Source organism: Methylobacter tundripaludum (genome assembly GCF_002934365.1).
Taxonomy (GTDB): Bacteria; Pseudomonadota; Gammaproteobacteria; order Methylococcales; family Methylomonadaceae; genus Methylobacter_A; species Methylobacter_A tundripaludum_A.
Map to the genome: position 1 here is coordinate 307,679 of NZ_PTIY01000001.1, position 22,412 is coordinate 330,090.

At 49.5% G+C, this 22,412-nt stretch carries 23 protein-coding genes and 1 tRNA gene; 12 read left to right on the forward strand and 12 right to left on the reverse strand.

The annotated features are described in order from the left end of the window. Window positions 1–14: 14 nt before the first annotated feature. From cobT to speA, 11 genes are all read right to left on the reverse strand, one after another. A complete protein-coding gene (gene cobT / locus B0F88_RS01455; protein WP_104422151.1) occupies window positions 15–1,049 on the reverse strand; it encodes a nicotinate-nucleotide--dimethylbenzimidazole phosphoribosyltransferase in 1,035 nt (344 codons plus the stop codon). After that, complete coding sequence (gene bluB / locus B0F88_RS01460; RefSeq protein ID WP_104422292.1) at window positions 1,040–1,693, reverse strand: 5,6-dimethylbenzimidazole synthase; 654 nt, start codon at window positions 1,691–1,693, stop codon at window positions 1,040–1,042. The genes cobT and bluB overlap by 10 nt, the downstream gene beginning before the upstream one ends. 62 nt (window positions 1,694–1,755) lie before the next feature. Beyond that, window positions 1,756–2,769: an NAD(P)/FAD-dependent oxidoreductase gene (locus B0F88_RS01465; RefSeq protein WP_104422152.1), complete on the reverse strand. Its 1,014-nt coding sequence runs from the start codon at window positions 2,767–2,769 to the stop codon at window positions 1,756–1,758. Window positions 2,770–2,791: 22 nt separating this feature from the next. Continuing rightward, the gene (locus B0F88_RS01470; protein WP_104422153.1) at window positions 2,792–2,962 is read right to left on the reverse strand and encodes a rubredoxin; all 171 of its coding nucleotides are present in this window, start codon (window positions 2,960–2,962) and stop codon (window positions 2,792–2,794) included. Between the two features lie 57 nt (window positions 2,963–3,019). Continuing rightward, the gene (locus B0F88_RS01475) at window positions 3,020–3,874 is read right to left on the reverse strand and encodes an NAD(P)-dependent oxidoreductase (protein WP_104422154.1); all 855 of its coding nucleotides are present in this window, start codon (window positions 3,872–3,874) and stop codon (window positions 3,020–3,022) included. 70 nt (window positions 3,875–3,944) lie between these two features. Next, the gene (locus B0F88_RS01480) at window positions 3,945–4,208 is read right to left on the reverse strand and encodes a DUF2024 family protein (protein ID WP_104422155.1); all 264 of its coding nucleotides are present in this window, start codon (window positions 4,206–4,208) and stop codon (window positions 3,945–3,947) included. Between the two features lie 90 nt (window positions 4,209–4,298). After that, window positions 4,299–4,535 carry a hypothetical protein gene (locus B0F88_RS01485; protein WP_258076521.1) on the reverse strand — a complete coding sequence of 79 codons (237 nt, stop codon included), beginning with the start codon at window positions 4,533–4,535 and terminating at the stop codon, window positions 4,299–4,301. Window positions 4,536–4,545: 10 nt separating this feature from the next. Next, window positions 4,546–4,821 (reverse strand): DUF1640 domain-containing protein, encoded by a 276-nt coding sequence (locus B0F88_RS01490; protein ID WP_104422156.1) that lies wholly within the window; start codon window positions 4,819–4,821, stop codon window positions 4,546–4,548. 365 nt (window positions 4,822–5,186) lie between these two features. After that, window positions 5,187–6,944 (reverse strand): reverse transcriptase domain-containing protein, encoded by a 1,758-nt coding sequence (locus B0F88_RS01500; protein WP_104422158.1) that lies wholly within the window; start codon window positions 6,942–6,944, stop codon window positions 5,187–5,189. Window positions 6,945–7,280: 336 nt separating this feature from the next. After that, window positions 7,281–7,706: a UPF0158 family protein gene (locus tag B0F88_RS01505; RefSeq protein WP_104422159.1), complete on the reverse strand. Its 426-nt coding sequence runs from the start codon at window positions 7,704–7,706 to the stop codon at window positions 7,281–7,283. 153 nt (window positions 7,707–7,859) lie between these two features. After that, window positions 7,860–9,698 carry a biosynthetic arginine decarboxylase gene (gene speA / locus B0F88_RS01510; RefSeq protein WP_104422160.1) on the reverse strand — a complete coding sequence of 613 codons (1,839 nt, stop codon included), beginning with the start codon at window positions 9,696–9,698 and terminating at the stop codon, window positions 7,860–7,862. 87 nt (window positions 9,699–9,785) lie between these two features. On the opposite strand from speA, the gene speE reads away from it, so the two are divergent. The 12 genes from speE to B0F88_RS01565 all read left to right on the forward strand — a co-directional run bounded on the left by speE (window position 9,786) and on the right by B0F88_RS01565 (window position 22,014). After that, a complete protein-coding gene (speE, locus tag B0F88_RS01515; protein ID WP_104422161.1) occupies window positions 9,786–10,637 on the forward strand; it encodes a polyamine aminopropyltransferase in 852 nt (283 codons plus the stop codon). A gap of 266 nt (window positions 10,638–10,903) precedes the next feature. Continuing rightward, window positions 10,904–11,164, forward strand: coding sequence for an accessory factor UbiK family protein (locus tag B0F88_RS01520; protein WP_104422162.1), 261 nt, complete (start codon window positions 10,904–10,906; stop codon window positions 11,162–11,164). A gap of 19 nt (window positions 11,165–11,183) precedes the next feature. Continuing rightward, entirely contained in the window at window positions 11,184–12,692 is a 1,509-nt protein-coding gene (locus B0F88_RS01525; RefSeq protein ID WP_104422163.1) for a YifB family Mg chelatase-like AAA ATPase, read from the forward strand. 39 nt (window positions 12,693–12,731) lie between these two features. Next, window positions 12,732–12,989, forward strand: coding sequence for a YgiT-type zinc finger protein (locus B0F88_RS01530; RefSeq protein WP_104422164.1), 258 nt, complete (start codon window positions 12,732–12,734; stop codon window positions 12,987–12,989). A gap of 192 nt (window positions 12,990–13,181) precedes the next feature. After that, window positions 13,182–15,185 (forward strand): DNA helicase Rep, encoded by a 2,004-nt coding sequence (gene rep / locus B0F88_RS01535; RefSeq protein ID WP_104422165.1) that lies wholly within the window; start codon window positions 13,182–13,184, stop codon window positions 15,183–15,185. A 32-nt stretch (window positions 15,186–15,217) separates the two neighbouring features. Next, window positions 15,218–15,294: transfer RNA gene (locus B0F88_RS01540), tRNA-Arg, on the forward strand. 263 nt (window positions 15,295–15,557) lie between these two features. Next, window positions 15,558–16,031, forward strand: a complete 474-nt coding sequence (locus tag B0F88_RS01545; protein WP_104422166.1) for a hypothetical protein — start codon at window positions 15,558–15,560, stop codon at window positions 16,029–16,031. A gap of 13 nt (window positions 16,032–16,044) precedes the next feature. Further along, on the forward strand, window positions 16,045–16,197 hold the full coding sequence (locus tag B0F88_RS19255) for a DUF5989 family protein (RefSeq protein WP_181049808.1): 153 nt from the start codon (window positions 16,045–16,047) through the stop codon (window positions 16,195–16,197). 17 nt (window positions 16,198–16,214) lie between these two features. Then, window positions 16,215–18,047 carry a carbamoyltransferase family protein gene (locus B0F88_RS01550; RefSeq protein ID WP_104422167.1) on the forward strand — a complete coding sequence of 611 codons (1,833 nt, stop codon included), beginning with the start codon at window positions 16,215–16,217 and terminating at the stop codon, window positions 18,045–18,047. A gap of 338 nt (window positions 18,048–18,385) precedes the next feature. Further along, on the forward strand, window positions 18,386–19,273 hold the full coding sequence (locus tag B0F88_RS01555) for an SGNH/GDSL hydrolase family protein (RefSeq protein WP_181049809.1): 888 nt from the start codon (window positions 18,386–18,388) through the stop codon (window positions 19,271–19,273). Window positions 19,274–19,285: 12 nt separating this feature from the next. Continuing rightward, entirely contained in the window at window positions 19,286–20,683 is a 1,398-nt protein-coding gene (locus B0F88_RS01560; RefSeq protein WP_104422169.1) for an MBOAT family O-acyltransferase, read from the forward strand. Window positions 20,684–20,838: 155 nt separating this feature from the next. After that, the gene (locus tag B0F88_RS01565; protein WP_104422170.1) at window positions 20,839–22,014 is read left to right on the forward strand and encodes a hypothetical protein; all 1,176 of its coding nucleotides are present in this window, start codon (window positions 20,839–20,841) and stop codon (window positions 22,012–22,014) included. Window positions 22,015–22,172: 158 nt separating this feature from the next. On the opposite strand, the gene B0F88_RS19260 is transcribed toward B0F88_RS01565, so the two are convergent. Further along, window positions 22,173–22,310: a hypothetical protein gene (locus B0F88_RS19260; RefSeq protein WP_181049810.1), complete on the reverse strand. Its 138-nt coding sequence runs from the start codon at window positions 22,308–22,310 to the stop codon at window positions 22,173–22,175. Window positions 22,311–22,412: the final 102 nt, after the last annotated feature.

Genomic DNA, 22,412 nt, shown 5'->3' on the forward strand with positions numbered 1-22,412 from the left:
GGCTTTAACCGATTTTAATGATCAACCCCAGCCTCGGCAAACGTAGCCATCTCGTTCAAAAATACGACCGCCGACTTCACCAGCGGGTAGGCCAACGCAATGCCGGAACCTTCGCCCAAGCGCAGTTCAAGATCCAGCAAGGCTTTTGCCTTGAACTGATGCAATAAAGTCTGATGGCCCTGCTCATTGGAAACGTGGCTGAACACGCAATAATCCAGCACATGAGGATGCAGCCTACCGGCGACTAACAGCGCTGTACCGGCAATAAAGCCATCGACTAAAATAAGCATGCCCAGTTCGGCGGCTTTTAGATAGGCGCCGACCATCATCGCAACTTCAAAACCGCCGAACGTCGCCAACACGTCTAAAGGCGCCGTTGCGCCTCTATGCTGGTTTAACGCCCGCTGCAATATCGTTACCTTATGTTGCAACTGCCTGTCGTTTAAGCCGGTGCCTCGGCCTACGCAGCGCACTAACGACAGGCCGGTCAAACGGTGCATCAGCAGTGCCGCGGATGAGGTGTTGCCGATGCCCATTTCGCCAAAGCCGATGCAGTTACAGCCGCCTTGATGTTGCCGCAGAACCTGATCCGCACCCGCTTGCAGGGCTTTGCCGCATTCTTCGGCGGTCATCGCAGGATCGGTTAAAAAGTTTTGGGTGCCTTTGCCGATTTTTGCATCGATCAGTTTTGGGTGGCTGTTCAAATCGGCATTGACGCCCGCATCGACAATCAATAGTTCTATATCGTGTTGCCGCGCCAAAACGCTGATCGCCGCCCCCCCGGCCAAAAAATTGGCGATCATTTGCGCAGTAACGGCTTGCGGGTAAGCGCTGACTCCGGCTTCAACAATGCCGTGGTCTCCGGCAAAAATGAGGATGCACGGTTTATTTAAACTCGGTTTCAGGCTGTTTTGACAGCGTCCGATCTGTAACGCCAAAGATTCGAGTTGCCCCAGGGAACCCAGCGGCTTGGTTTTCTGGTCGATTTTGCTTTGCAAGGCAGCGCTAAGCGTTGATTTGAGCGGGGGTATCACAAAATTTAACGGCACGGTGTATTCCAAACGTTTTCAAATAATAAATCTTTAAGGTCTTTACGATCCGCCCATTGCTCTTGTTCCAGCATCGGTCTGTCGTAGAATTTCTCGACATGCCCCAAACATAAAACCGCGAACGGCTGGCTGTCTTCGGGCATGCGTAACAAGGTTTTCAAGGCTTCCGGTTCGAACATCGACACCCAGCCCAAGCCTATACCCTCGGCCCTGGCTGCGAGCCACATGTTTTGTATCGCGCAGGACAATGACGCCAGATCCATTTCCGGCAGGGTGCGGCGGCCGAATATATAATGCTCCCGCTGATCACACAAGGCCGCAACCAGCACTTCCGGGCATTCCAGTATACCCTCCACTTTCAGCTTCATAAACTCGTCTTCGCGTTCGTCCAAAGCCTTGGCGGTCAGGATGCGTTCCTGCTCAACCAATGCATGTATGGCTTTCCGAAGCTCAGGACAACTGATGCGCATAAACCGCCAAGGCTGCATAAAACCGACGCTGGGCGCGTGATGCGCGGCATCAAGCAGGCGGAGTAACAACTCGGGATCGATTGGGTCGGGCAAAAAATGGCGCATATCGCGGCGCTCATAAATGGCGCGATAGACGGCGGCGCATTCCGCGTCAGAGTATCGATTTTGGGTCATGTTATAGGCGAAAGGCGAAGGGCAAAAGCGTTTTTTCACCCTTCGCCTTTCGCCTGATTGTATCAAACATTATAAGGGTGGACCGCCTCAAAACCATGCACTTTGGCTTTGGTGGTAAAAACCGGCGGAGTCCAGCCGTCCTGTTTTTGTCCGGCCAGAAATTCCGCCAACCACAAAGCCTGACTGCGTATCGGCAAAATGAAGGCGTAGAGTTTTCCGTTCGGCAACTCGGCCACATCGCCCAGCGCGTAAATGGATTCGTCGCTGGTCTGCAAATAGGGGGTGACCTTGATGCCGCGGCCTGTCTCGAGGCCTGCAAGCTCAGCCAATTCGGTGCGCGGTTTGAATCCGCAGGCGACGATCAACCCGTCGAACTCTGCCGTCACCTCGGTTCTTACGCAAACTTTATCCTCCTCTTTGATAAATTCCTGCACAGCCTGATTCAGTAACACCTTCACGCCGGAATCCTGCAACACCTTAAGCAACAAAGCCGAATCTTCGGCCGCCAATTGGCGTTCCATTAGCCGATCCACCGCATGAAACAGCGTAACCTTATCGCCTGCCGCCGCCAAATCGGACGCCACTTCGCAACCGATCAAGCCGCCGCCGACAATCGCCCAGTCAGGCCGTTGGTTTTGACTTAAAAAACCCTGCCGGAATTTACGCAAGGCCTTCAAATCGACCAAGCTGTTCAGGCTGAAAAACAGCTTTTCATACAGCCTGAACGGAGGCGGAATAAACGCGGACGAACCCGGCGCAAGAATCAGTTTATCGTATTGCAGCTCTTTTTCCTGGCAGGAGCCGTTAATCGCAATGGATTTGCCGACGCGATTAATGGCCGTCACTTCTACGCCGCACAGCACATTGATGTTGTTTTCGCGCAGCTTATCAAAGGGTTTCAGGATGATGGATTGCTCAATATCGGCCTTGCTAAAACCGCGGGACAGCAGCGGCCTGGAATAATAGCCGTCATGCTCCCTGGTTACCAGCGTAATGTCATCGTCGGCCGATAATGCGCGGTACTTCTCGGCAAAACTGACACCGGCCACGCCCGAGCCGATTATAACGATATGCATACTGTGCTCCGGTAAGGGTCGATTAGCCTAGCAAATCATATTCGCTTTTATCCACACCGCATTCTGGGCAGCGCCAATCGTCGGGAATATCTTTCCATAAAGTGCCCGGCGCAATGCCTGAATCAGGATCGCCTTCCGCTTCATCGTAAATATGGCCGCAAACGCCGCACTGGTATTTTTTGTAATCAGACATAATTATTCCTCGGTAATGTTTAAGGTGCGCCTGACTTTAACAGGTCTAGGCTAATTTTCAATCCGATTTTAATCGGTAAAGCGCTGAAATATCTTCATCGCCGTACCCTTCCGCCATTAACCGCTGATAATCGGCAATCGTCATCTCGATCAGCGTAGTCGATGCGCCGGATTGCTTTGCCATGCTTTGACAGATTTTCAGATCTTTATGATGTAGCGCCAGTTTAAAACCCGGAGCAAAAACGCCTCGGGTCATCGTAGGACCGCGATGCTGAAGAAACCAGTTGCCTGCCGCGCCGCCGGAAATCACCTCGATCACCTTATCCATCGGCAGATTTTGGGCCTGTGCGAAAGCCAGCGCTTCAGTCACCGCCTGATTGATACCCGCCGCCATGATTTGGTTGACCGCCTTGGTGGCTTGGCCTGAACCTGCCGGTCCCATGTGCATAATGCGCCCGGTCATGGCTTCCAGCACCGGACGGGCTTGTTCCAGTGCGGCCGAATTTCCGCCGACCATCATCGCCAATGTGCCGTTTTTAGCGCCCTCAACGCCGCCGGATACCGGAGCATCAAGAAAATCGGCCTGTTTTTCGGCCAGCATAGCGGCGGCCTTCTTCGCGGTATCGCCGCTGACCGTGGACATGTCGACAACGACAGTGCCGGGCCTGATGGTAAGCGCTATCGCCTCAACCATGTCCAACACATCCTGATCGGCGGACACGCAAATCAGCACTATATCGACGTTGGCCGCAAGCTCTTCCGGCTGATCGAAGACCTTGACATCCAATTCTTCGGCCAGACTTTGCGCCTTTGCCGCCGTGCGGTTATAAACGCCGGTCAAGTATCCGGCCTTGGCGATATTCCTGGCCATGCCGATGCCCATTGCACCTAGGCCGATCATGCCTGCTTTCATGTTATTTTCCCGAGATTGTTTAATATTATGAGTTTATCCGCGCGGATGCGGCACACTGACCCGGTTCGTGTTATTTGGGGCATCCTTCCATTTTATAAATTGCGTAACCGTTCTTGTCGATGTCGGCTCTGATGGCTGCCGGAGCTTCGAGGCTGTGATAAAAGTAACAATTCTCCGGGGTCACGACGGCATCTTTCAGATTAATGCTTGCCAGCCATTGTTTGGCGAAGCCAAGCGCTTTTTGCTGATCGTCTTCATCCAATATCACATTAAAATGCAGCGTTCTGCCTTTGGCGGTTTTTGCGTAAGTGTCGAATACATGCGAGATGGTCATCGGCTTTCTCCCTTGTTGTTAAACCGGATAGGGTATGCTCACGACACTTTTTAAAAGTGTGTGCTTGGGGTAAATACTACAGACTGCCGGCTAAGAATTCTCATCCGGTAACGGGTCAAAGAAACTGGCCGGCATTTGAAAAATATCTTTCGCCAAACCAATAGGTCGCTGTTTTGGCAAGGCATCAGACTCATGCCTCAAGTCCAGGCGGAAGCAATGTATCAGATCATATACTTCGGCTAATTTATCGCTGGGGATTTGTCTGATTTCATTGATGATTTGTTCTTGTAGAATGATAGCTTCACTTTTTTGCGCCTCGCGTACCATTTTTCAAATATCACAAAAGCTTAACCAGCGTAGCAATAACAGCCGCTTGAGCGATTAATGACCCTGCCATCCATTTAATAAGATCGACTTTAAGATCGGAAGTTACCTTGTCTATTTTTGCTTCCAGGCGCAATTCCATTTCCCGCAGATCACGGGTGCTGGCCAAGTCAGTTTCACCTTGCGCGGTTTTAAAAGCATCGGAAACAGCCTCCGCTTGCTTCGCCTCAAAACCGGCAGCAATGAGTTTGCTGATGAATTGGTGAGTGTCGAATGTAATTACAGTCATAAAAGTTTCCTGAAATGATGATGTTTAGGATACGGTCATTAATAACTTCCCGATATGGATCGGATAAAATTTTTCCGTTCGCCCTGGGCTTGTCGAAGGGTGGACGGAAAAATTTTGGCCTACCCCGCGTCAAGCCGATCATGCTTCGACAAGCTCAGCACGAACGGCTTGACGATAGAAGACAGTGGTTTCGGGAAGTTATTTTTAACCAAATCCTTAGTAAGGATAAATCTACATTTAATGAGTGGTGTACGCAAGCTGAATAAAACGGTATGCAATATGTACTCTACAGGCTTGGAGTCGAAAAATTCCGTCTAATTTTTATAAGCCGAGCATCAACGGATGAAGGCAAGAGTAAAGATTTTTTAATTACCGTCTGTTGATTTCGGCTTTAATTGACCGGCATAACTGCGTGGTTTACCTGAGTACTTGAGTTTGGGGGTGGGGTTGTTTTCGCCATTCTTCATTGAATCTAATAGTTTGGGATGCGCCGCTAAACTAGCTTTAGCAATTGCTAGCTGTTTGCCTAACCCTCGGTCTAAACACCTCAGTTGGCTTTGGGCAATTGGCTGTAATTCAGGCAAATGTTCTGATGCCAGTTCATTAAAACCTTTGCACCAACCGAATTCTGATTCTGTCAGCCCGCATGATAAATCCAATGCAGGACGCTTTCCTATAGCACCGGCTCTCAAACATCCTTCCAGCGAGGCCAATAATTCGCGTCTGGAGTAATTTAAAGGTTTGTCATGCTCTAAAGCGGTTTCAATGCTTTTTAAAAACTTCTCCCGTAGTTTACGTTGCTTTTCTAGCTCTTTTTGTATCGAAGACGGTCGTATTCTTACCATGCCGTCATAGCGAAGCTGGTAGCCAACAAAAGCCAACCAAGGCATTGCCGATGAGACAGTAGCTTTATTGCCCCAAAGGTAAGTTTTCTTTGTCTTTGTATTCCAAAAGTCACGCTTTTTTGAACCTGAGTAGGCAACAATCGATTTTGGAGAATGGTGTACCAGCTTTAACTTTTTGAGCTCATCAGTATAGGCTTCCAAAGCTCGACCAGTAATACCTTCATCTAAGGTCGCTATTACCATATCATCGCAATATCGGACATAAAGCCCATCGCTACTCTGAGTTTCAAGTATCTTCATAACAGCTAAATCGGCTTTATGAAGGATTAGGTTTGCAAAAAAGACGCTCAAAGCACCGCCTTGAGGAACCCCATATTTCCTTTCTGGAGCGTGAAATTCTTGAAGCGTCTCATCCCTGTCTTTCACCTCGGTTGATGCACTATTTAATCCTAATATGGAAAGTGCTTTCGGGCGGCCATAATTGTTGTATGTGTATGATTCCAAATAGGCAAGAATAACTTGTTTAGCCCGGTCATCAATGCCGATACCATGCTTTTCTTTGAGCTCCAAAACAGCCGCATCATAGCAAGACAATATGACTTCACGATCAATGGTGTCATAAAAACCTTGAATGTCGCATTCAGCAATGTATGCTTGAATTTGATTGCCCTTCTGGTTTTCTTTCCAAAATTTTGCCAATTGTTCAAAGGCATTGTGATGTGTAACAGGTTTCTGACCATCTGGAGGTGAGCGGAATGCAAATGAGCATTCTAAAAAGTAGGCATCATCAAATTTCCGCCGGAGATAATTTGCACATTGTCCAATGACAGTCGAATCCACGAGATTATCGCTGTAACTTGCGATAAGTCTATATTTTAACTTTGATTTATCCTTAGGAATTGGTGTGATTTTTGGTGATTCAAACGATATACGGTCTTTCGCTAGAGCCTTAACCCGTATTGATTCTATTAACTCATTTTGAGCTGCGATCCAAGAGCGATCTTCAGGAGCGGATGCTTCTCTGAGTTGCTTGACCGTGAATTTCAAGTTGGTTGTGTTTTGACGATGAGAATTGCTGGCCTGTTTGCACACCCTCTTCCATCGGGAGCGGGGAGGCATCAAGCTTAAAATGGGTGAAGGCTTTTCTGTCCGTTGATTACCCGGTAAAAATTTTCCTAAGAACTCCTTTCCGTGGGCATCTCGGCAAAAAACCATTCTTTGCTTGCAAAGCGCACTGATGATTTTTTCATCAGTGAAAAAATGTTCATAATTAGGCATGTTGGCAGTTCAAAGAAGGTGAGAGGCGTCTAAATTTACCTTGGGTAGCGTATCATCAGTCCATACACATACGCTAAGCATGATAATGGAGGCATTATATGACGGGGCCATATATCCATAATTACCTATAGCACTTTTCCTTGATCCGTCGAAAGCCAACGCGGGATAACCAGACGTCGGCGCAAGGCAGACACCTCTCAAGGAAGTATTATCCATTAGTCATATCTGATGTCAATTTTCGAAAACTAGAGGCTGGTCTTGATCCTTTTTAAGGTGTCAAGCGTTTCGCAATTGTTAGTTTTTTCCTTAGCCCCAATGTCATCATAAAATATCCCCTCAAACCCACTCCGCCTTAATCCCATTCTCTTCGCACCATTCTTCGGCCAGACGCTTCAGTTCCTTCTGCTCGAATGCGTACCAAGCATCGCTTAAACTCGTGTGTTCGTGCAAAGTGTCCTTGAACTGGCGGAACGGTTTGCGGCGGTTAAGCGCTTCTTGGAGCCTGACCGCTTCCTTGGTATCGCCGAGGCTGTCAACGAAGTCTTCCATGATTTGGAACGATTCATAGGAGGCTAAGGGATCGATCAGGCGATAACGCGGATTGTCTTCCAGGTCGTCCGGCAGGCCGCTCTCATCGACGCCTTCGGTGCTGAGCAGGATGTCGCCGGTTTCGGTGTCCAGGTAAAAGCCGCCTTCTACTATGTCGAAACGTGTGGTCAGGGCTTCGGTAATATCGTCGAGTTTGATTTTTAGGGAAATCATGGGAGCACCACTTTTTCTATTAACTCAGTCACAAGCCGGTCGGGCTTTATCTCGTTTTATCACATCCTTGTGCTCTGGATCCCGGCACTCCCTGCCGGAATGACGGGCGGTGTAGATGGTTATACATCCGAGCCTATCACGCCTGCTTTCTTGTTATTTAGCCAAATAAGTATAAGACGTCAACCCGGCAATCAGCTCCTGCTCGTACTCCTGCCGCTGCTGCTCACTAAGATCGCTACGAGCCAGTTTTTCCCGGTAGGCGGTTTTCAAGTCTTCGCTGTTGATATGCACATAGTCCAGCAGGTCGTCGACATGCTCGCCTTCGTGCAGGTCGTAAAAATGGTAGCCCTGGTCGTCGAGTTCGATGTTGATCGAATGGGTATCGCCAAACAGGTTGTGCATGTCGCCCAATATTTCCTGGTATGCGCCGAGCATGAAAAAGCCGATCAGGTACGGCTCGTTGCTGTCGATTTGATGCACCGGCAGGGTTTTTTCGATGTTCTGCCCGTCGATATATTGGTCGATGCGGCCGTCGGAATCGCAGGTTAAATCCTGGATAACGGCGCGGCGCGTGGGCTGTTCGTCCAGCCGGTGGATCGGCATGATCGGGAAGATCTGCTCGATGCCCCAGATGTCGGGCATCGACTGGAACAGCGAGAAATTGCAGAACACCTTGTCGGCCAATTTCTCGTTCAATTCCTGCAATATCGCGGCTTCGCTTTGATTGTTCGGATTAAGCTTGGCCTGAAGCTGGCGGCACAACAGCGCATAGTTGTTCTCCGCCTCGGCCAGTCCGGTAATGCTCAGTTTGTCCTGGGTAAATCGGGCTCGGGCTTCGGACAAGTCGAACTGCGCATCATGATAATGCTCGACCAGGTTATCCGGTTCCGGCAGAGCTTGCAGTTCGGCGTGGTTGGCGTAAACCGATTCAATATCGGTCACGTTGGTGATCAACACCGCATGATGCGCGGTCAGCGCACGGCCCGATTCGGTGATGATGTCGGGCTGCGGCACCTGTTTTTCCGCGCAAATATCGGCAAAACTGCGCACGATATTTTGGGCGTATTCATCCAGGCTGTAGTTGATTGACGATTCGCGCCGCGAATGGCTGCCGTCATAATCCACGCCCAGCCCGCCGCCCGCATCGACGATTTTCACGTTAGCGCCCAGACGATGCAGCTCGACGTAAAACTGCCCGGCTTCTTTCAGCGCTATTTTGATGTCGTGAATATTAGCGATTTGCGAGCCCATGTGGAAGTGCATCAGTTTCAGCGTGTCCAGCAAACCGGTTTGCTTGAGTCGCTGGACCAGCAGCAGCAATTCATGGGCATGAAGGCCGAATTTGGATTTTTCGCCGCCGCTGTTTTGCCATTTCCCCGCGCTGATGCTGGACAGCCTGACCCTAACGCCCAGTTGCGGCTTGATGTTAAGGCGCGCTGCCTCCTCGATAATCAGTTCCAGTTCCAGCGGCTTTTCAATGACCAGGTACAGATTCAGCCCCATTTTCAGGCCGATCAGCGCCAGACGGATATAAGCGCGATCCTTGTAGCCGTTGCAGACCACCACGCCTTTGTTGGACAGCGCCATAATCGCCAGCAATTCCGGCTTGCTGCCCGCTTCGAGACCGATGTTGTCGGCGGCCAGAATGCCTTCAACCACCTTGCGTTGCTGGTTGACCTTGATCGGATACACCGGCGTGTAACTGCCCTGGTAATCGTTATTGGCGCAGGCTTTCTGGAAAGCGCGGGACAACTGGGTCACGCGGTCTTTTAAAATATCGGTAAAGCGCACCAGCACCGGCAAGGATAGCTTTTTGTCGTTCAGCGATTGGGCGATTTCGTACAAATCCAGTTCCACGTCTTTATCGGAGCTGGGCTTTACCGAGACATGCCCGTCGGCGTTGATCGAAAAATAATTTTGTCCCCAACTGTCTATCGCGTAAGTTTGCGCAGATTCGCGGGTCGTCCAGGTTTTGCTTTGACTTAAATTCAACTTTATTAACTCCGTTGTGCCGTGAGATGCCGAATTCTAATATAATGACTAAATCTTTATGCGTTTATTTTTCCAGGAATCCACACTATGAACCGATCTGAATGGTTTACCGAGCAACACTCTGGGGCCGGCTCGGCCTTTTCGTTAAAAATTAAACAAAAGCTGCACGAGGAGCAATCCGAGTTTCAGCACCTTGAAATCTACGAAACCGAAACCTTCGGCAACTTAATGGTGATTGACGGCTGCACGATGGTATCGACCCGCGACAACTTTTTTTACCATGAAATGATGAGCCACCCGGCGTTATTCACTCACCCCGATCCGAAACGGGTATGGATTATCGGCGGCGGCGACTGCGGCACGTTAAGGGAAGTGTTAAAGCATCAATCGGTGGAACAAGCCGTGCAAATTGATATTGACGAGCGGGTCACGCGCTTGGCGGAAATCTATTTTCCCGAATTATGCGAATCCAATAACGATCCCAGAGCCGACTTGAAGTTTATCGACGGCATTAAATGGGTCAAAGACGCCGAGCCGAATTCGGTGGATATTATTATCGTCGACAGCACCGACCCGGTCGGCCCGGCTTTAGGCTTGTTCAGCAAAGAGTTTTACCATGACTGCTTTAACTGCCTGTCGGAAAACGGCATGGTCGTACAGCAAAGCGAGTCGGCGCTGTATCACTTAAAACTGATCGGCGAGATGCGCGATGCGATGAGCGCAACCGGCTTCAAGCATTTGCAGACCTTGTTCTTCCCGCAATGCCTGTATCCTTCCGGCTGGTGGAGCGCGACGATTGCGAGCAAAGGCGACCTGGGCAAGTTCAGGGAACTGGATAGCGCGAACAAGCAGTTCGACACGACTTACTACAATGCCGATATACACAAAGCGGCTTTGGCGCAGCCTGAGTTTGTTAAAAAAGCGTTTAATTTAAAGTAGATTTTTTTACCACGAAGACACGAAGAACACGAAGTTTTTTACTAAAGCCGGACGGGGCATGTTGCCCCGTCCGAAACGTTTTGCATTGGTTGCGAGTAGCCATTTGGCCCATTCATCGCAAAAACGTTAGGGAAGGTAGAGCAATGCAGGAACAATTGCCGAGAACACGAAGTTTTTTATTTTGCTTTTCTCCGTGTCCTTCGTGCCTTCGTGGTGATGCTTTTATTAGGTTACTCGGTTACCCCTTTTACTGTGAGATTGCCATAATGTTTGATCCTAAATCCATTGATGATATTGCCAGCCGTTTGGCGGGCGCCATACCTCCGGGCTTGAACAGCCTCAAAGACGATCTTGAAAAAAGCTTCCATGCCATTTTGCAAGGTGCGTTAGGCAAGCTGGATCTGGTCACACGCGAAGAGTTTGAAGTGCAAAAGCTGGTGTTGGCAAAAACCCGCTCGAAGCTCGAAGACTTGGAAAAGCGCGTCGCCGAAATGGAACAGCAACTGTTAAGCAAAGAAGAAAAGTAGGCCGCCGGAACCAGCAGCCATGTCCTTAGCGGTTATCTACAGTCGCGGTCGCTCCGGCATCGAAGCGCCGTTGGTGACCGTTGAAGTTCACGTCGCCAACGGCCTGCCCGCACTGAATATTGTCGGCCTGCCGGAAACGGCGGTTAAGGAAAGCAAAGACCGGGTCCGGGGCGCGATATTAAACTCCAAGTTTGAGTTCCCGATGCAGCGCATCACGGTCAACCTGGCTCCCGCCGACTTGCCCAAGGAAGGCGGGCGTTTCGATCTGGCTATCGCGTTGGGCATCCTGGCCGCATCAGGGCAGATTCCGACGGCTCACTTGCATCACTACGAATGTGTCGGCGAGCTGTCGTTGGGCGGTGAACTGCGGGCTATCAACGGCGTGTTGCCGATTGCGATACAAGCCCGAAACAATCGGCGGAAACTGATACTGCCCAAGGAAAATACCGCCGAAGCGGCGCTGGTCAAGGATATTGAAATTATCCCGGCCATGCACTTACTGGAAGTGTGCTCCCATCTGACCGGGCAGCACCTGATACAGGCCGAGTTTCAGCAGGAAGAACAGACCGCAAAGGCGGCCGATATAGATTTTGCCGATGTGCATGGCCAATATCACGTCAAAAGAGCTTTCGAGATTGCCGCGGCCGGCGCGCATAACCTGATTATGCTGGGCCCGCCCGGCACCGGCAAATCGATGATCGCCTCGCGCTTGCCGACTATCCTGCCGCAATTAACCGAGCAACAGGCACAGGAAAGCGCAGCGATTGCATCGATCAGCGATCAGGGGCTGGATGTCGCCAACTGGCTTAAGCCGCCGTATCGTGCGCCCCATCATACAGCTTCGGCGGCGGCCTTGGTTGGTGGCGGCAGTAATCCTAGGCCCGGCGAAATTTCGCTGGCGCATAATGGCACGTTATTTTTGGACGAATTGCCGGAATTCGACCGCAAGGTTCTGGAAGTGCTAAGGGAGCCGCTGGAGACCGGCCACATCACCATTTCCCGCGCCGCAAGGCAAGTCGATTTCCCGGCGCGTTTCCAACTGATTGCGGCGATGAACCCCTGCCCTTGCGGTTTTCTGGGTGACGCCTCGGGGCGCTGCCATTGCACGTCCGAGCAAGTCATGCGCTACCGGGCCAGAGTATCCGGCCCGCTGCTGGACCGTATCGACATGCATCTGGAAGTGCCCAGGGTCTCGCATGAAGTGCTGCGCAAAGGTTCGCCGGAAGGAGAAGAGAGCAGCGAGAAAATCAGGGCGCGCGTGGTTGCGGCCCGCAATTTGGCTGTTGCGCGTAGCGGCAAAGCCAATTCGGCTTTGGCGGCTAAGGAAGTTAAACAGTTGTGTGTGCTGTCCGAAACTAGCCACCGGATTTTAGAGCAGGCGATGGACAAATTCGGCCTGTCGCATCGGGCTTACCATCGGATTTTAAAATTGGCGCGCACCATTGCCGACCTTGCCCAATCGGACAATATTGAAACCGCGCATTTAAGCGAAGCCATCAGCTATCGCAAGCTGGATCGTAAAGTTTAATGCGCTATATGATTAAGTTAAGTTTGAACGAGGTATAACATGTCCGAGCAATGTGTGTTCTGTGGTCATAAACACCTTAGCAGCAAAACCACACGCTATATCTACCAAAAAGACGAGCAGATGCTTGTTGTTGAGCATGTGCCTTGTCTTGAATGTACGTTTTGCGGTGAGCAATATTTCGATGCTTTGGTTTTAGAAAAAATCGAAAACGATTACCAGGCAATCACTGACCAACAAAGGCAACCCCAGCGGGTTATGCAGGTTGCGGTCGAGGATTTCGCGGCGTTGTCTTTATGAACAATGCTTATTAGCGTAAGCTCTGCTGGTTCCCAATCTCCAGATTGGGAACTCAGAACACGAAGCTCTCGGCAACCGCTCCTGCGTTGCTCTACCTCCTGCATCCATGCAGTCGCAGCTTCGCGAGACAGGAAGCTGGAGCTTCCAAAACCGAACTCCCAAGCTTGAGCTTGGGAACTAGCTAAACTATCAATGTCCAAACTAAACCCACAACAACAAGCCGCTGTTAAAGCGATAGATCATCCTTTATTGGTGCTGGCCGGAGCGGGCAGCGGCAAGACGCGGGTGATTACCGAAAAAATCGCTTACTTGGTCAAGCAAGGCCTGCCTGCGCGGCATATTGCGGCGGTGACCTTCACCAACAAAGCCGCGCGGGAAATGAAAAGCCGGGTGTCCAAACTGCTGGACGACAAGCAACAACGCGGTCTGCGAGTATCGACCTTCCATTCATTGGGCCTGGATATATTGCGGGCGGAATCCAAGACGCTGGGCTATAAATCAGGCCTGACCCTGTTCGACGAACAGGACAAGCACACGCTGCTGCGCAACCTGATCAGCCACGGCGCGAAAGACTGCGACATCGACAACGTCGACAGTTATGCCCGACAAATCGGCCAATGGAAGAACGCCTTCGTCACGCCGGAGCAGTCCGTAACCATCGCCAAAGCCAACGAATATCCGGCGGCCAATCTGTACATCGACTATACCCGCAGCTTGAAAGCCTACAATGCTGTCGATTTCGACGACCTGATTCTGCTCCCGGTGCTGCTGTTTCAACAGCATCCGGCTATTCTGGAAAAGTGGCAAAACAAGATTCGCTATTTGCTGGTCGATGAATACCAGGATACCAATATCACTCAATACCAGCTGGTGCGGCTAATCGCCGGAAATTTGGGCCGGTTTACCGTGGTTGGGGATGACGATCAATCCATTTACGCTTGGCGCGGCGCGCAGCCAGAAAACCTGGCGCAATTGCAAAAAGACTACGCCCGTCTGCACGTCATCAAGCTGGAGCAGAATTACCGCTCCACCGGGCGCATCCTTAAAGTCGCCAACCAACTGATCGCCAACAATCCTCATGCTTTTGAAAAGCGGCTGTGGAGCGAGCTGGGTTACGGCGATCCGCTACGGGTTTTAAGCCATAAAGACGAGCAGATCGAAGCTCAGCAGATTGTGTCCGAGATCATTCATCATAAATTCAAGACCGGCAGCAATTACCAGGATTATGCGATTTTATATCGCGGCAACCATCAGTCCCGCTTGTTCGAGAAAGGCTTAAGGGAAAACAACATCCCGTATTTCATCAGCGGCAGCACCTCGTTTTTCGCCTATTCGGAAATCAAGGACATTCTCGGCTACCTGCGCCTGTTCGTTAACCAGGACGACGATGCGGCGTTTTTGCGCGTGATTAACACGCCCAAACGCGAAATCGGCCCGAGCACTTTGGAAAAGCTCGGCGCCTATGCCAACGAACGGCATATCAGCCTGTTCGCGGCCAGTACCGAATTCGGCCTGAGCCAAAGGCTGTCCGAAAAAGCCATGCACCGGCTGACAAAATTCCGCGACTGGGTTATCGATACCGCCGACCGCATCGAGCGCGGCGATACTTTTGCCGTTATCGAGCAGTTCATCGACCAAATCGGTTATCCGCAGCATTTACAGGAGGAGAGCAAAACCAAGGACTCCGCCGACCGCAAACTGAAAAACGTCTACGAACTGATTGAATGGCTCAAACGCATCGCCGACAAGGAAACCGACGGCCAAATGCCGCTGGCGGAAATCGTCGCCAAAATCATGCTGATGGACATCATGGAACGCAATCAGGAAGACGAAGCCAGCGACCAGGTCAGCCTGATGACCTTGCATGCCGCCAAGGGCTTGGAATTTCCGCATGTGTTTTTAATCGGCATCGAGGAAAACATCCTGCCCCACCAAAACAGCATCGAAACCGACAACATAGAAGAAGAACGCCGCCTGGCCTACGTCGGCATCACCCGCGCCCAGCGCACCTGCACGTTCAGCTACTGCACCCATCGCAAACGTTACGGCGAAGTCGCCGAATGCGAACCCAGCCGGTTTTTAAGCGAACTGCCCGAAGACGACCTGGAATGGGTCAACAAAAAACAGCTGGCCCCGGAAGTCATCAAAGAGCGCGGCAAGGCGAGTCTGGCGCATTTGAAAACAATGTTGTCGTAATTACAGCGCCGATCGGTTAGAATACGCATTACGCGCCCGTAGCTCAGCTGGATAGAGTACAGCCCTCCGAAGGCTGTGGTCGGACGTTCGAATCGTCTCGGGCGCGCCATTTTACAAGACTTCCTTTTTGAAATTCCATTTCGTGACTTAGCTGTGCCTTGGTCATTTAAATCTTAGTTCAATATAATCAATCCGATGCCGAAATGGCCTGACTAAAATTAACTTCCTAAAACAGTCCCTTAAAATTTATAATCTATAGAGGCGACAGAGCGCGCCAATTTCCCACCGAAATGACGATGTTTTTCTTAAATTTGGTATATTAAATTTGGTATATATTAAGGGATTTTTGAATAACCGACATTCGCCAATCTTATGAAAAAAGTCACGATTAAAAGCTCCCCACCAGGACTAACTAAGCAACGCTCAGACTGCTTACGTGGGAAGCAGGAAAAAAAACCAAGCGAACGCGGATTTGGAATCACTTTTTCTGCCGCATTTTCCGCCATAGGTTTTGTAAGACTCTATCAAGTCCGCGACTTTCATGATTATTGGTGGATGGCATGGCTCTCCACCGCTGCTGTTTTTCTTCTTCTTGCTTATTTCTGGGTAGCGCCGTTACGTCCGCTTAACAATCTTTGGTATCGTATCGGCTTGCTTTTATCCCATGTAGTCAATCCCCTTATTATGGGGATCGTTTTCTTATCGACTATTTTCCCGATTGGACTATTAATGCGCCTTTTCAAAAAAGACTTGCTTAAGCTGAGACTGGATCGTGAAGCGCAAACATATTGGCAAAAACGGACGCCTTCGGCAGCTAAACAACAAGACATGAAAAATCAATTTTAAAGAGAAATTAATTATGTTGAACATCTTACGAGAGCTTTGGGTTTTCCTGTCTATGCGAAAGAAATATTGGCTTTTGCCGATCGTATTCGTGCTGGCATTGGTCGGCGGACTGGTTGTTTTTAGTCAGGGTTCCGCAATCGCGCCCTTTATCTACGCCATATTTTGAAATCCGCAGAAGAACCCATGCACATATTAGGGATTTCGGCGTTTTATCACGATAGCGCGGCGTGTTTGATTGCAGATGGGCAGATAATCGCCGCAGCCCAAGAAGAGCGCTTTACGCGCGAAAAGCATGATGCCCGTTTTCCCCAGAGCGCGATTGAGTATTGCCTGAATGCAGGCGGCAAGAAACTGGATCAAATTGACTATGTTGTATTTTACGACAAGCCTTTCTTGAAATTCGAACGACTTCTTGAAACATATATTGCTTTTGCACCGCGTGGTTTTCAATCGTTTTTAACGGCAATGCCGGTTTGGCTGAAGGAAAAGCTGTTTCAAAAAATATTACTGCGCGATGAATTGACAAAGCTGGGCGCGGGGCCAAATATCGAAAGCCGTTTGCTATTCGCTGAACATCACCAAAGTCACGCCGCCTCCGCTTTTTTTGCTTCACCATTCGAGGAAGCCGTTGTACTAACAATGGATGGCGTCGGCGAATGGACAACGACTTCAGTAGCGATCGGATGCGAGAACCGTCTGGAAACGACGAAAGAAATACATTTTCCACATTCGATAGGCCTTTTATACTCGGCATTTACCTATTATCTTGGTTTTAAAGTCAATTCGGGCGAATACAAGGTGATGGGATTGGCTCCTTACGGAGAAGCAAAATATACCGACGTTATCCTGGACAAGCTCATTGATCTAAAGGCTGACGGAACTTTTCGGCTTGACATGCAATATTTTAATTATTGCACCGGCCTTAAGATGACCGGCAAGAAATTCTACAAGCTTTTTGGCGATCTGCCTCGAAAGCCCGGGCAACCTTTGACGCAAAAGCACATGGATATTGCCGCGTCTATTCAATGGGTTACGGAAGAAATAGTGCTTCGGCTGACGCGCGCCCTTTCCAGTGAAACCGGCAGCAAAAATCTTTGCCTTGCCGGCGGCGTTGCACTGAATTGTGTGGCTAACGGGAGAATCTTGCGGGACGGTAAATTTGATAAAATTTGGATTCAACCGGCCGCAGGAGACGCCGGCGGTGCTGTTGGCGCGGCTTTGGCGGCTTATTACACACATCTCGACAAACCGCGCCGGACAAATGGAAAAGATGCAATGTCCGGCGCTTACCTTGGGCCGAGTTACAACAATAGCGAGATTGAACAACAACTCTCCAGTGCTGGCGCATGCTTCGAAAAGTTAAATGACTCCGATTTGATTACCGCCACCGTAGACGCTTTGGCGGCGGGAAAAGCGGTGGGCTGGTTTCAGGGGCGCATGGAATTTGGCCCTCGCGCTCTCGGAGCGCGCTCTATACTCGGAGATCCCCGTAATCCCGCCATGCAGAAAACCTTAAATCTTAAAGTCAAGTATCGCGAGAGTTTTCGTCCTTTTGCACCGGCAGTATTACGAGAGGATATGGCTGACTGGTTTGAACTTGATTGCGACAGCCCATATATGCTTTTCGTTGCAAATGTAGCCCAAAATAAGCGAAGGAAAATGACGAAAGAGGAGCTGGCGCTGTTTGGGATCGATAAACTTAATGTGCCGCGCTCCGAAATACCCGCAGTGACTCATGTCGACTATTCCGCAAGGATACAATCCGTGGATCGTGAAACCAACCCGAGGTTTCATGAACTCCTGTCCGCATTCAAAGCCCGCACCGACTGCCCTGTTCTCGTTAACACCAGCTTCAACATTCGCGGCGAACCTATTGTTTGCAGCCCCGAGGATGCTTTTCGTTGTTTTATGGGATCGGAGATCGAATTGCTGGTTATTGAGAACTATATCCTTTACAAAGAAAAACAGGATACCCGTCTGAAAATAAATTACAGCACTACCCTTAAGCCGGACTAACTGCACCGTGCCCATAGCGGTTAATTAAAAGAGAACCGGCAAATTGTTGTAATAGCAACATGACTTGGCATTAATAAATCCTCCCGATAATGAAGACAATCAGATTACAAGCTCCGGCCGCACAGAGGAAATGTGCGCCCCCTATAAGCGCCTATATGTCGGACGCCAAGCACAATGAAGGTTTCTGAAGTAGGATATCCGGATTTATAACTCAAACTCTCCCGAAGGTTTTTATGCGGCAAGCTAGTAAAAAATTTCACTCGATTATTTTAGTCTGTCTTTCTCTGGCAATCTCACTAGGCCTCGCAGAAGGACTCCTGCGTATAAAGAACAGCTCAATGACCAACTACGATATCGAGATGTGGCGCTACGGCAAGGAGCTAAAAATCCGCCGTCCCGAGCCAATGCTTGACTTTGACCATGTTAAGTCGAAATCGGCAATACTGCAGAATGTCGAGATCCGGCTTAACGAGCATGGGTTGCGCGGCGGCCCGCTTTCCGCATTGCCGCCCGGCGGACGAAGAATCCTATTTCTAGGCGCCTCCATCACATTTGGCTGGGGGGTTCCTGAACAGGACACCGTCGAGGCAAAACTTGAGACGATGTTGAGCGCTATCGACAAGCAACCCGTGCAAGTGCTAAACGCCGGAGTCGGCAACTACAACACGGAACGCTACGTTTCCCGTTTCTTTGATGAACTTACCGACCTGCATCCAACCGATATAGTCGTGCATTACTGCCTGCGCGACGCTGAAGACCTCCCTGCTGGCGGAGGTAATTTTCTGTTGCAGCACAGTGAACTGGCGGTGACTTTGTGGGGCGCTTATCACCGGGTATTCGAGAAGACGGGAGAGCAATCGATGGTGCAGTACTACCGTGATGTATATCAGCCGAATTCACCCGGCATGATCAAAATGAAGGAAAAGCTCAAGCAACTTTCGGACTATGCCAAGGCACACGGTATTCGCATATATCTGGCCATGACGCCAATCACATACAATTTAGTTGATTACAAGTTCGATTTTGCCCATGACATTATGAGACAAGTATCCGCCGAGTATGGCTACATTTATTGCGACCAACTGTCCACAATGAAAGGTATTCCGTCGAAAGATATTTGGGCGATGCCGACCGATCCGCACCCCAATGCACTAGGCCACCGGCTGATGGCTGAGGCAATCCTGCCAACGCTTTCCCAATCAGGCGACGCCTCGATCAACAAGTAAACAGGAAAGGGAATGCTATTTAGTTCGCCGATATTTTTTGTATTTTTTTCCGTTTACTTCCTGCTCCACTTCGTCGTTCCCAAGCAATTTAGAATTTACCTGGTTATTCTTGGTAGCACGATCTTTTACGCATGGTGGCGAATCGAATACATATGGCTGCCTTACTTGTTGACGGCGATAGCCTATCTTGGCGTAATTTGGATGAATGGCGCTACCAGTCCTGTCGCACGCAAACACCGGGCGGTTGCGACTGTCATCGGTCTATTTTTACCGCTCGTTTTCTACAAATACACGGATTTTTTCTTTAGGGAGCTGATCGGCCCGTTCGTTGGCATACACGACAGTTTGCTCAATCTGCCATTGCCGCTTGGCGTGTCTTTCGTCACTTTTACCCTCACGGCCTATGTAATCGATATTTACAAAGGCAGGTTTCCGGCAACGTCATCCGCGTCGACGGTACTCGCCTACGTCTTGTTCTTTCCGCACCTGATTGCCGGGCCGATTCTGCGCCCCGATGAACTGCTGCCGCAACTCGAACGGCAGCGCATTGCGACACTACGCCGGTTTGCCGTGCCGCTCGCTATTTTTTCGCTCGGTTTGGTAAAAAAGCTGGTTTTTGCGGATCAGGTCGGCTTCGCGGTCGATGATGTTTATAAACAGAATGGAATGCCGGGAGCGTTGGATGGGCTGCTGGCGATTTACGGTTTCTCGGTCCAAATATATTGCGACTTCAGCGGATATACTGACATGGCGATTGGACTTGCGCTCGCGCTAGGAATTCATCTGCCTAATAATTTCCGTCGCCCATACGCCGCGCGTTCGCTCAACGACTTATGGAGTCGATGGCATATTACGCTTTCATTCTGGTTTCGCGACTATCTTTTCCAGCCTCTCGGCGGCTACCGGCACGGACGGCTCAAGGCCGTCCGCAATGTGCTGGTTACCATGTTGTTAAGTGGTTTATGGCATGGTGCAAATTGGACTTTTTTGATTTGGGGCTTGTTGCACGGCATCGGCATATCAGTTAATTATTTGTTGAGACCCACCTTGCGCAGATTGCCATCCGGTAAAATGCCCGATTGGATTGGAGTGTTGCTGACATTTCATTTTTTCGCTTTTGCCGCGGTCTTTTTTCGTAGCCCGACTATTGCAAAAGCGTTAGACATTTGGGCGGCCCCCTTTATCGGCAGTTGGGGCGGAATTACTTCATTCGTCAACAATAATATTTTTCCGTTGCTGTTGATCTTAGTGTTCTTCGCGTTACACCGGTTTGACGACATCAGGCGGACCAAAATTGCGGTTTATTACGTGCGGCCTGAATTTATATGGACTGCGCTGGCTTTCTGTTGGCTTGTGGCGATCACAATAAGCCAGGGAAATACAGCGGCTTTTATCTATTTTGATTTCTGACGAATTGCGCCGCACATTGCTGGAAATGAGGCTTGCCCATAAATCCGCCTATTTTTCAAATGCGGCTTCAAAAACGGATATTAAACGCGGGTTAAACCGGCCGGAAAACCGACCCAACCGATAAATTTGAGGACGTGGCTTATGTGCAGGACGGCATGACCGGAGTCAAACGCTTTAAAGAACAATATCATACCTTACAAGAGAAAGTGACAGTGAAATTCAACAGAATAACCAATTTAATAATTGTCCTTGTGACTCTTGTAGCTACAACTTATTTAATAGAAGTATGTAGTCTGCTCATCATAAAAAAACTGCCGGTATATCAGTCCCGGTGGGTTTTCCGGGCAAACAAACCGCCGGCATATTCTGATTCGCCTTACTTTAACGAGGATTTTATTCATGAATCCGCTAACGGAGAAAGATCAAGGCTCGATGACAAGGTCCGTAGATTAATAAATTTTGAAGGCAAGTATATCAATGTGATTGACGGACACCGTCGCACTGCGTTTGTTCCGGAAAACGCGACAAATACTGTGCACATTTATGGCTCATCCACAATATACTCGCAGGAAGTCCCGGACGAATACACTATACCAAGCATAGTGCAGCGCAAAGTCAACGAAATTACGACTAAATATAAGGTCGTTAATTACGGTGCCGTATCAATGAACTCCGAGCAGCAACTTTATTTCTTACGCGAGACAAAACTAAAAGAAGGAGATATCGTAATATTTGTCGATGGCGGCCCCGATATTTTACATAACATATACAACGGTTACGAACATGGCGTCAACATAAACACTCTACAGAATTCACAAAAACCGGATATTCTTGGATCACAAATAGTGCCTGTTTTAGAGAAAGTAAAGCTAATAAATTTCGCCACATTGCTCAAATATATTAAGCAGAAGTCGCCTCCGCCAAATGCGCGTAATGCCGAAGAGATAAACGCAAGGGCGATTAAGGCAAGCGAGAATTTTGCCAATAACATTCGGTTAGCGCATCAATACAGCAAAATGTCGGGAGCTGATTTTTATCATTTTCTTCAACCATCCATCTTTTCGCTTAAATCTCGTACTAAACACGAGCAATTTCTTATTGATAACTTCTTGTTGACCCCTCCGGGGATCGAGCGGGTATTTAACTATAGCATTGACAAATTTGTCCGCCAGAGTAATGCATTGAACGCTCAAGGAGTTGTATCTATCGACTTGAGTAATGTTCTTGAAAACAGGCAAGGTGAAGTCTTTTTGGATTTTGCTCATACTACAGAGCGCGCAAATGAGGCCATTGCGATGGCCATTTTTTCAAACGTTGAATGGGCGCCATAATTTCTTGACCTGAACTCTGGATAAGTAGTCAGCCCTGAAAAAAACCCCCAACCATGCCTACACTCCGACTCAGCCGGTAACAAGTTGTTAAGCGGAACCCAGCCGAAGCAGGGATGGTTTAACCGTTTTAACGATCAAAATCAGCGCAAAAAATAGCCTCATCCAAAGGCTTGATCCAGTTCGCGCCAAGACAGCACGCTGGCAAGGCGGAACAACGGATCATTGGGATCGAGTTGTTGCAGCAGATCGGTGCCGAATAAATTGGTCTGATGACCTGTATTGGAAGTAATCAACATTTTTCCAAGCTAAGCAAGCCGTCAGGCTCTACATCACTTTTTCCAATATCTCCAATCGCAAATCTGCAACTTTAGGCATCCTGAACTTCAACGCTTAAACAC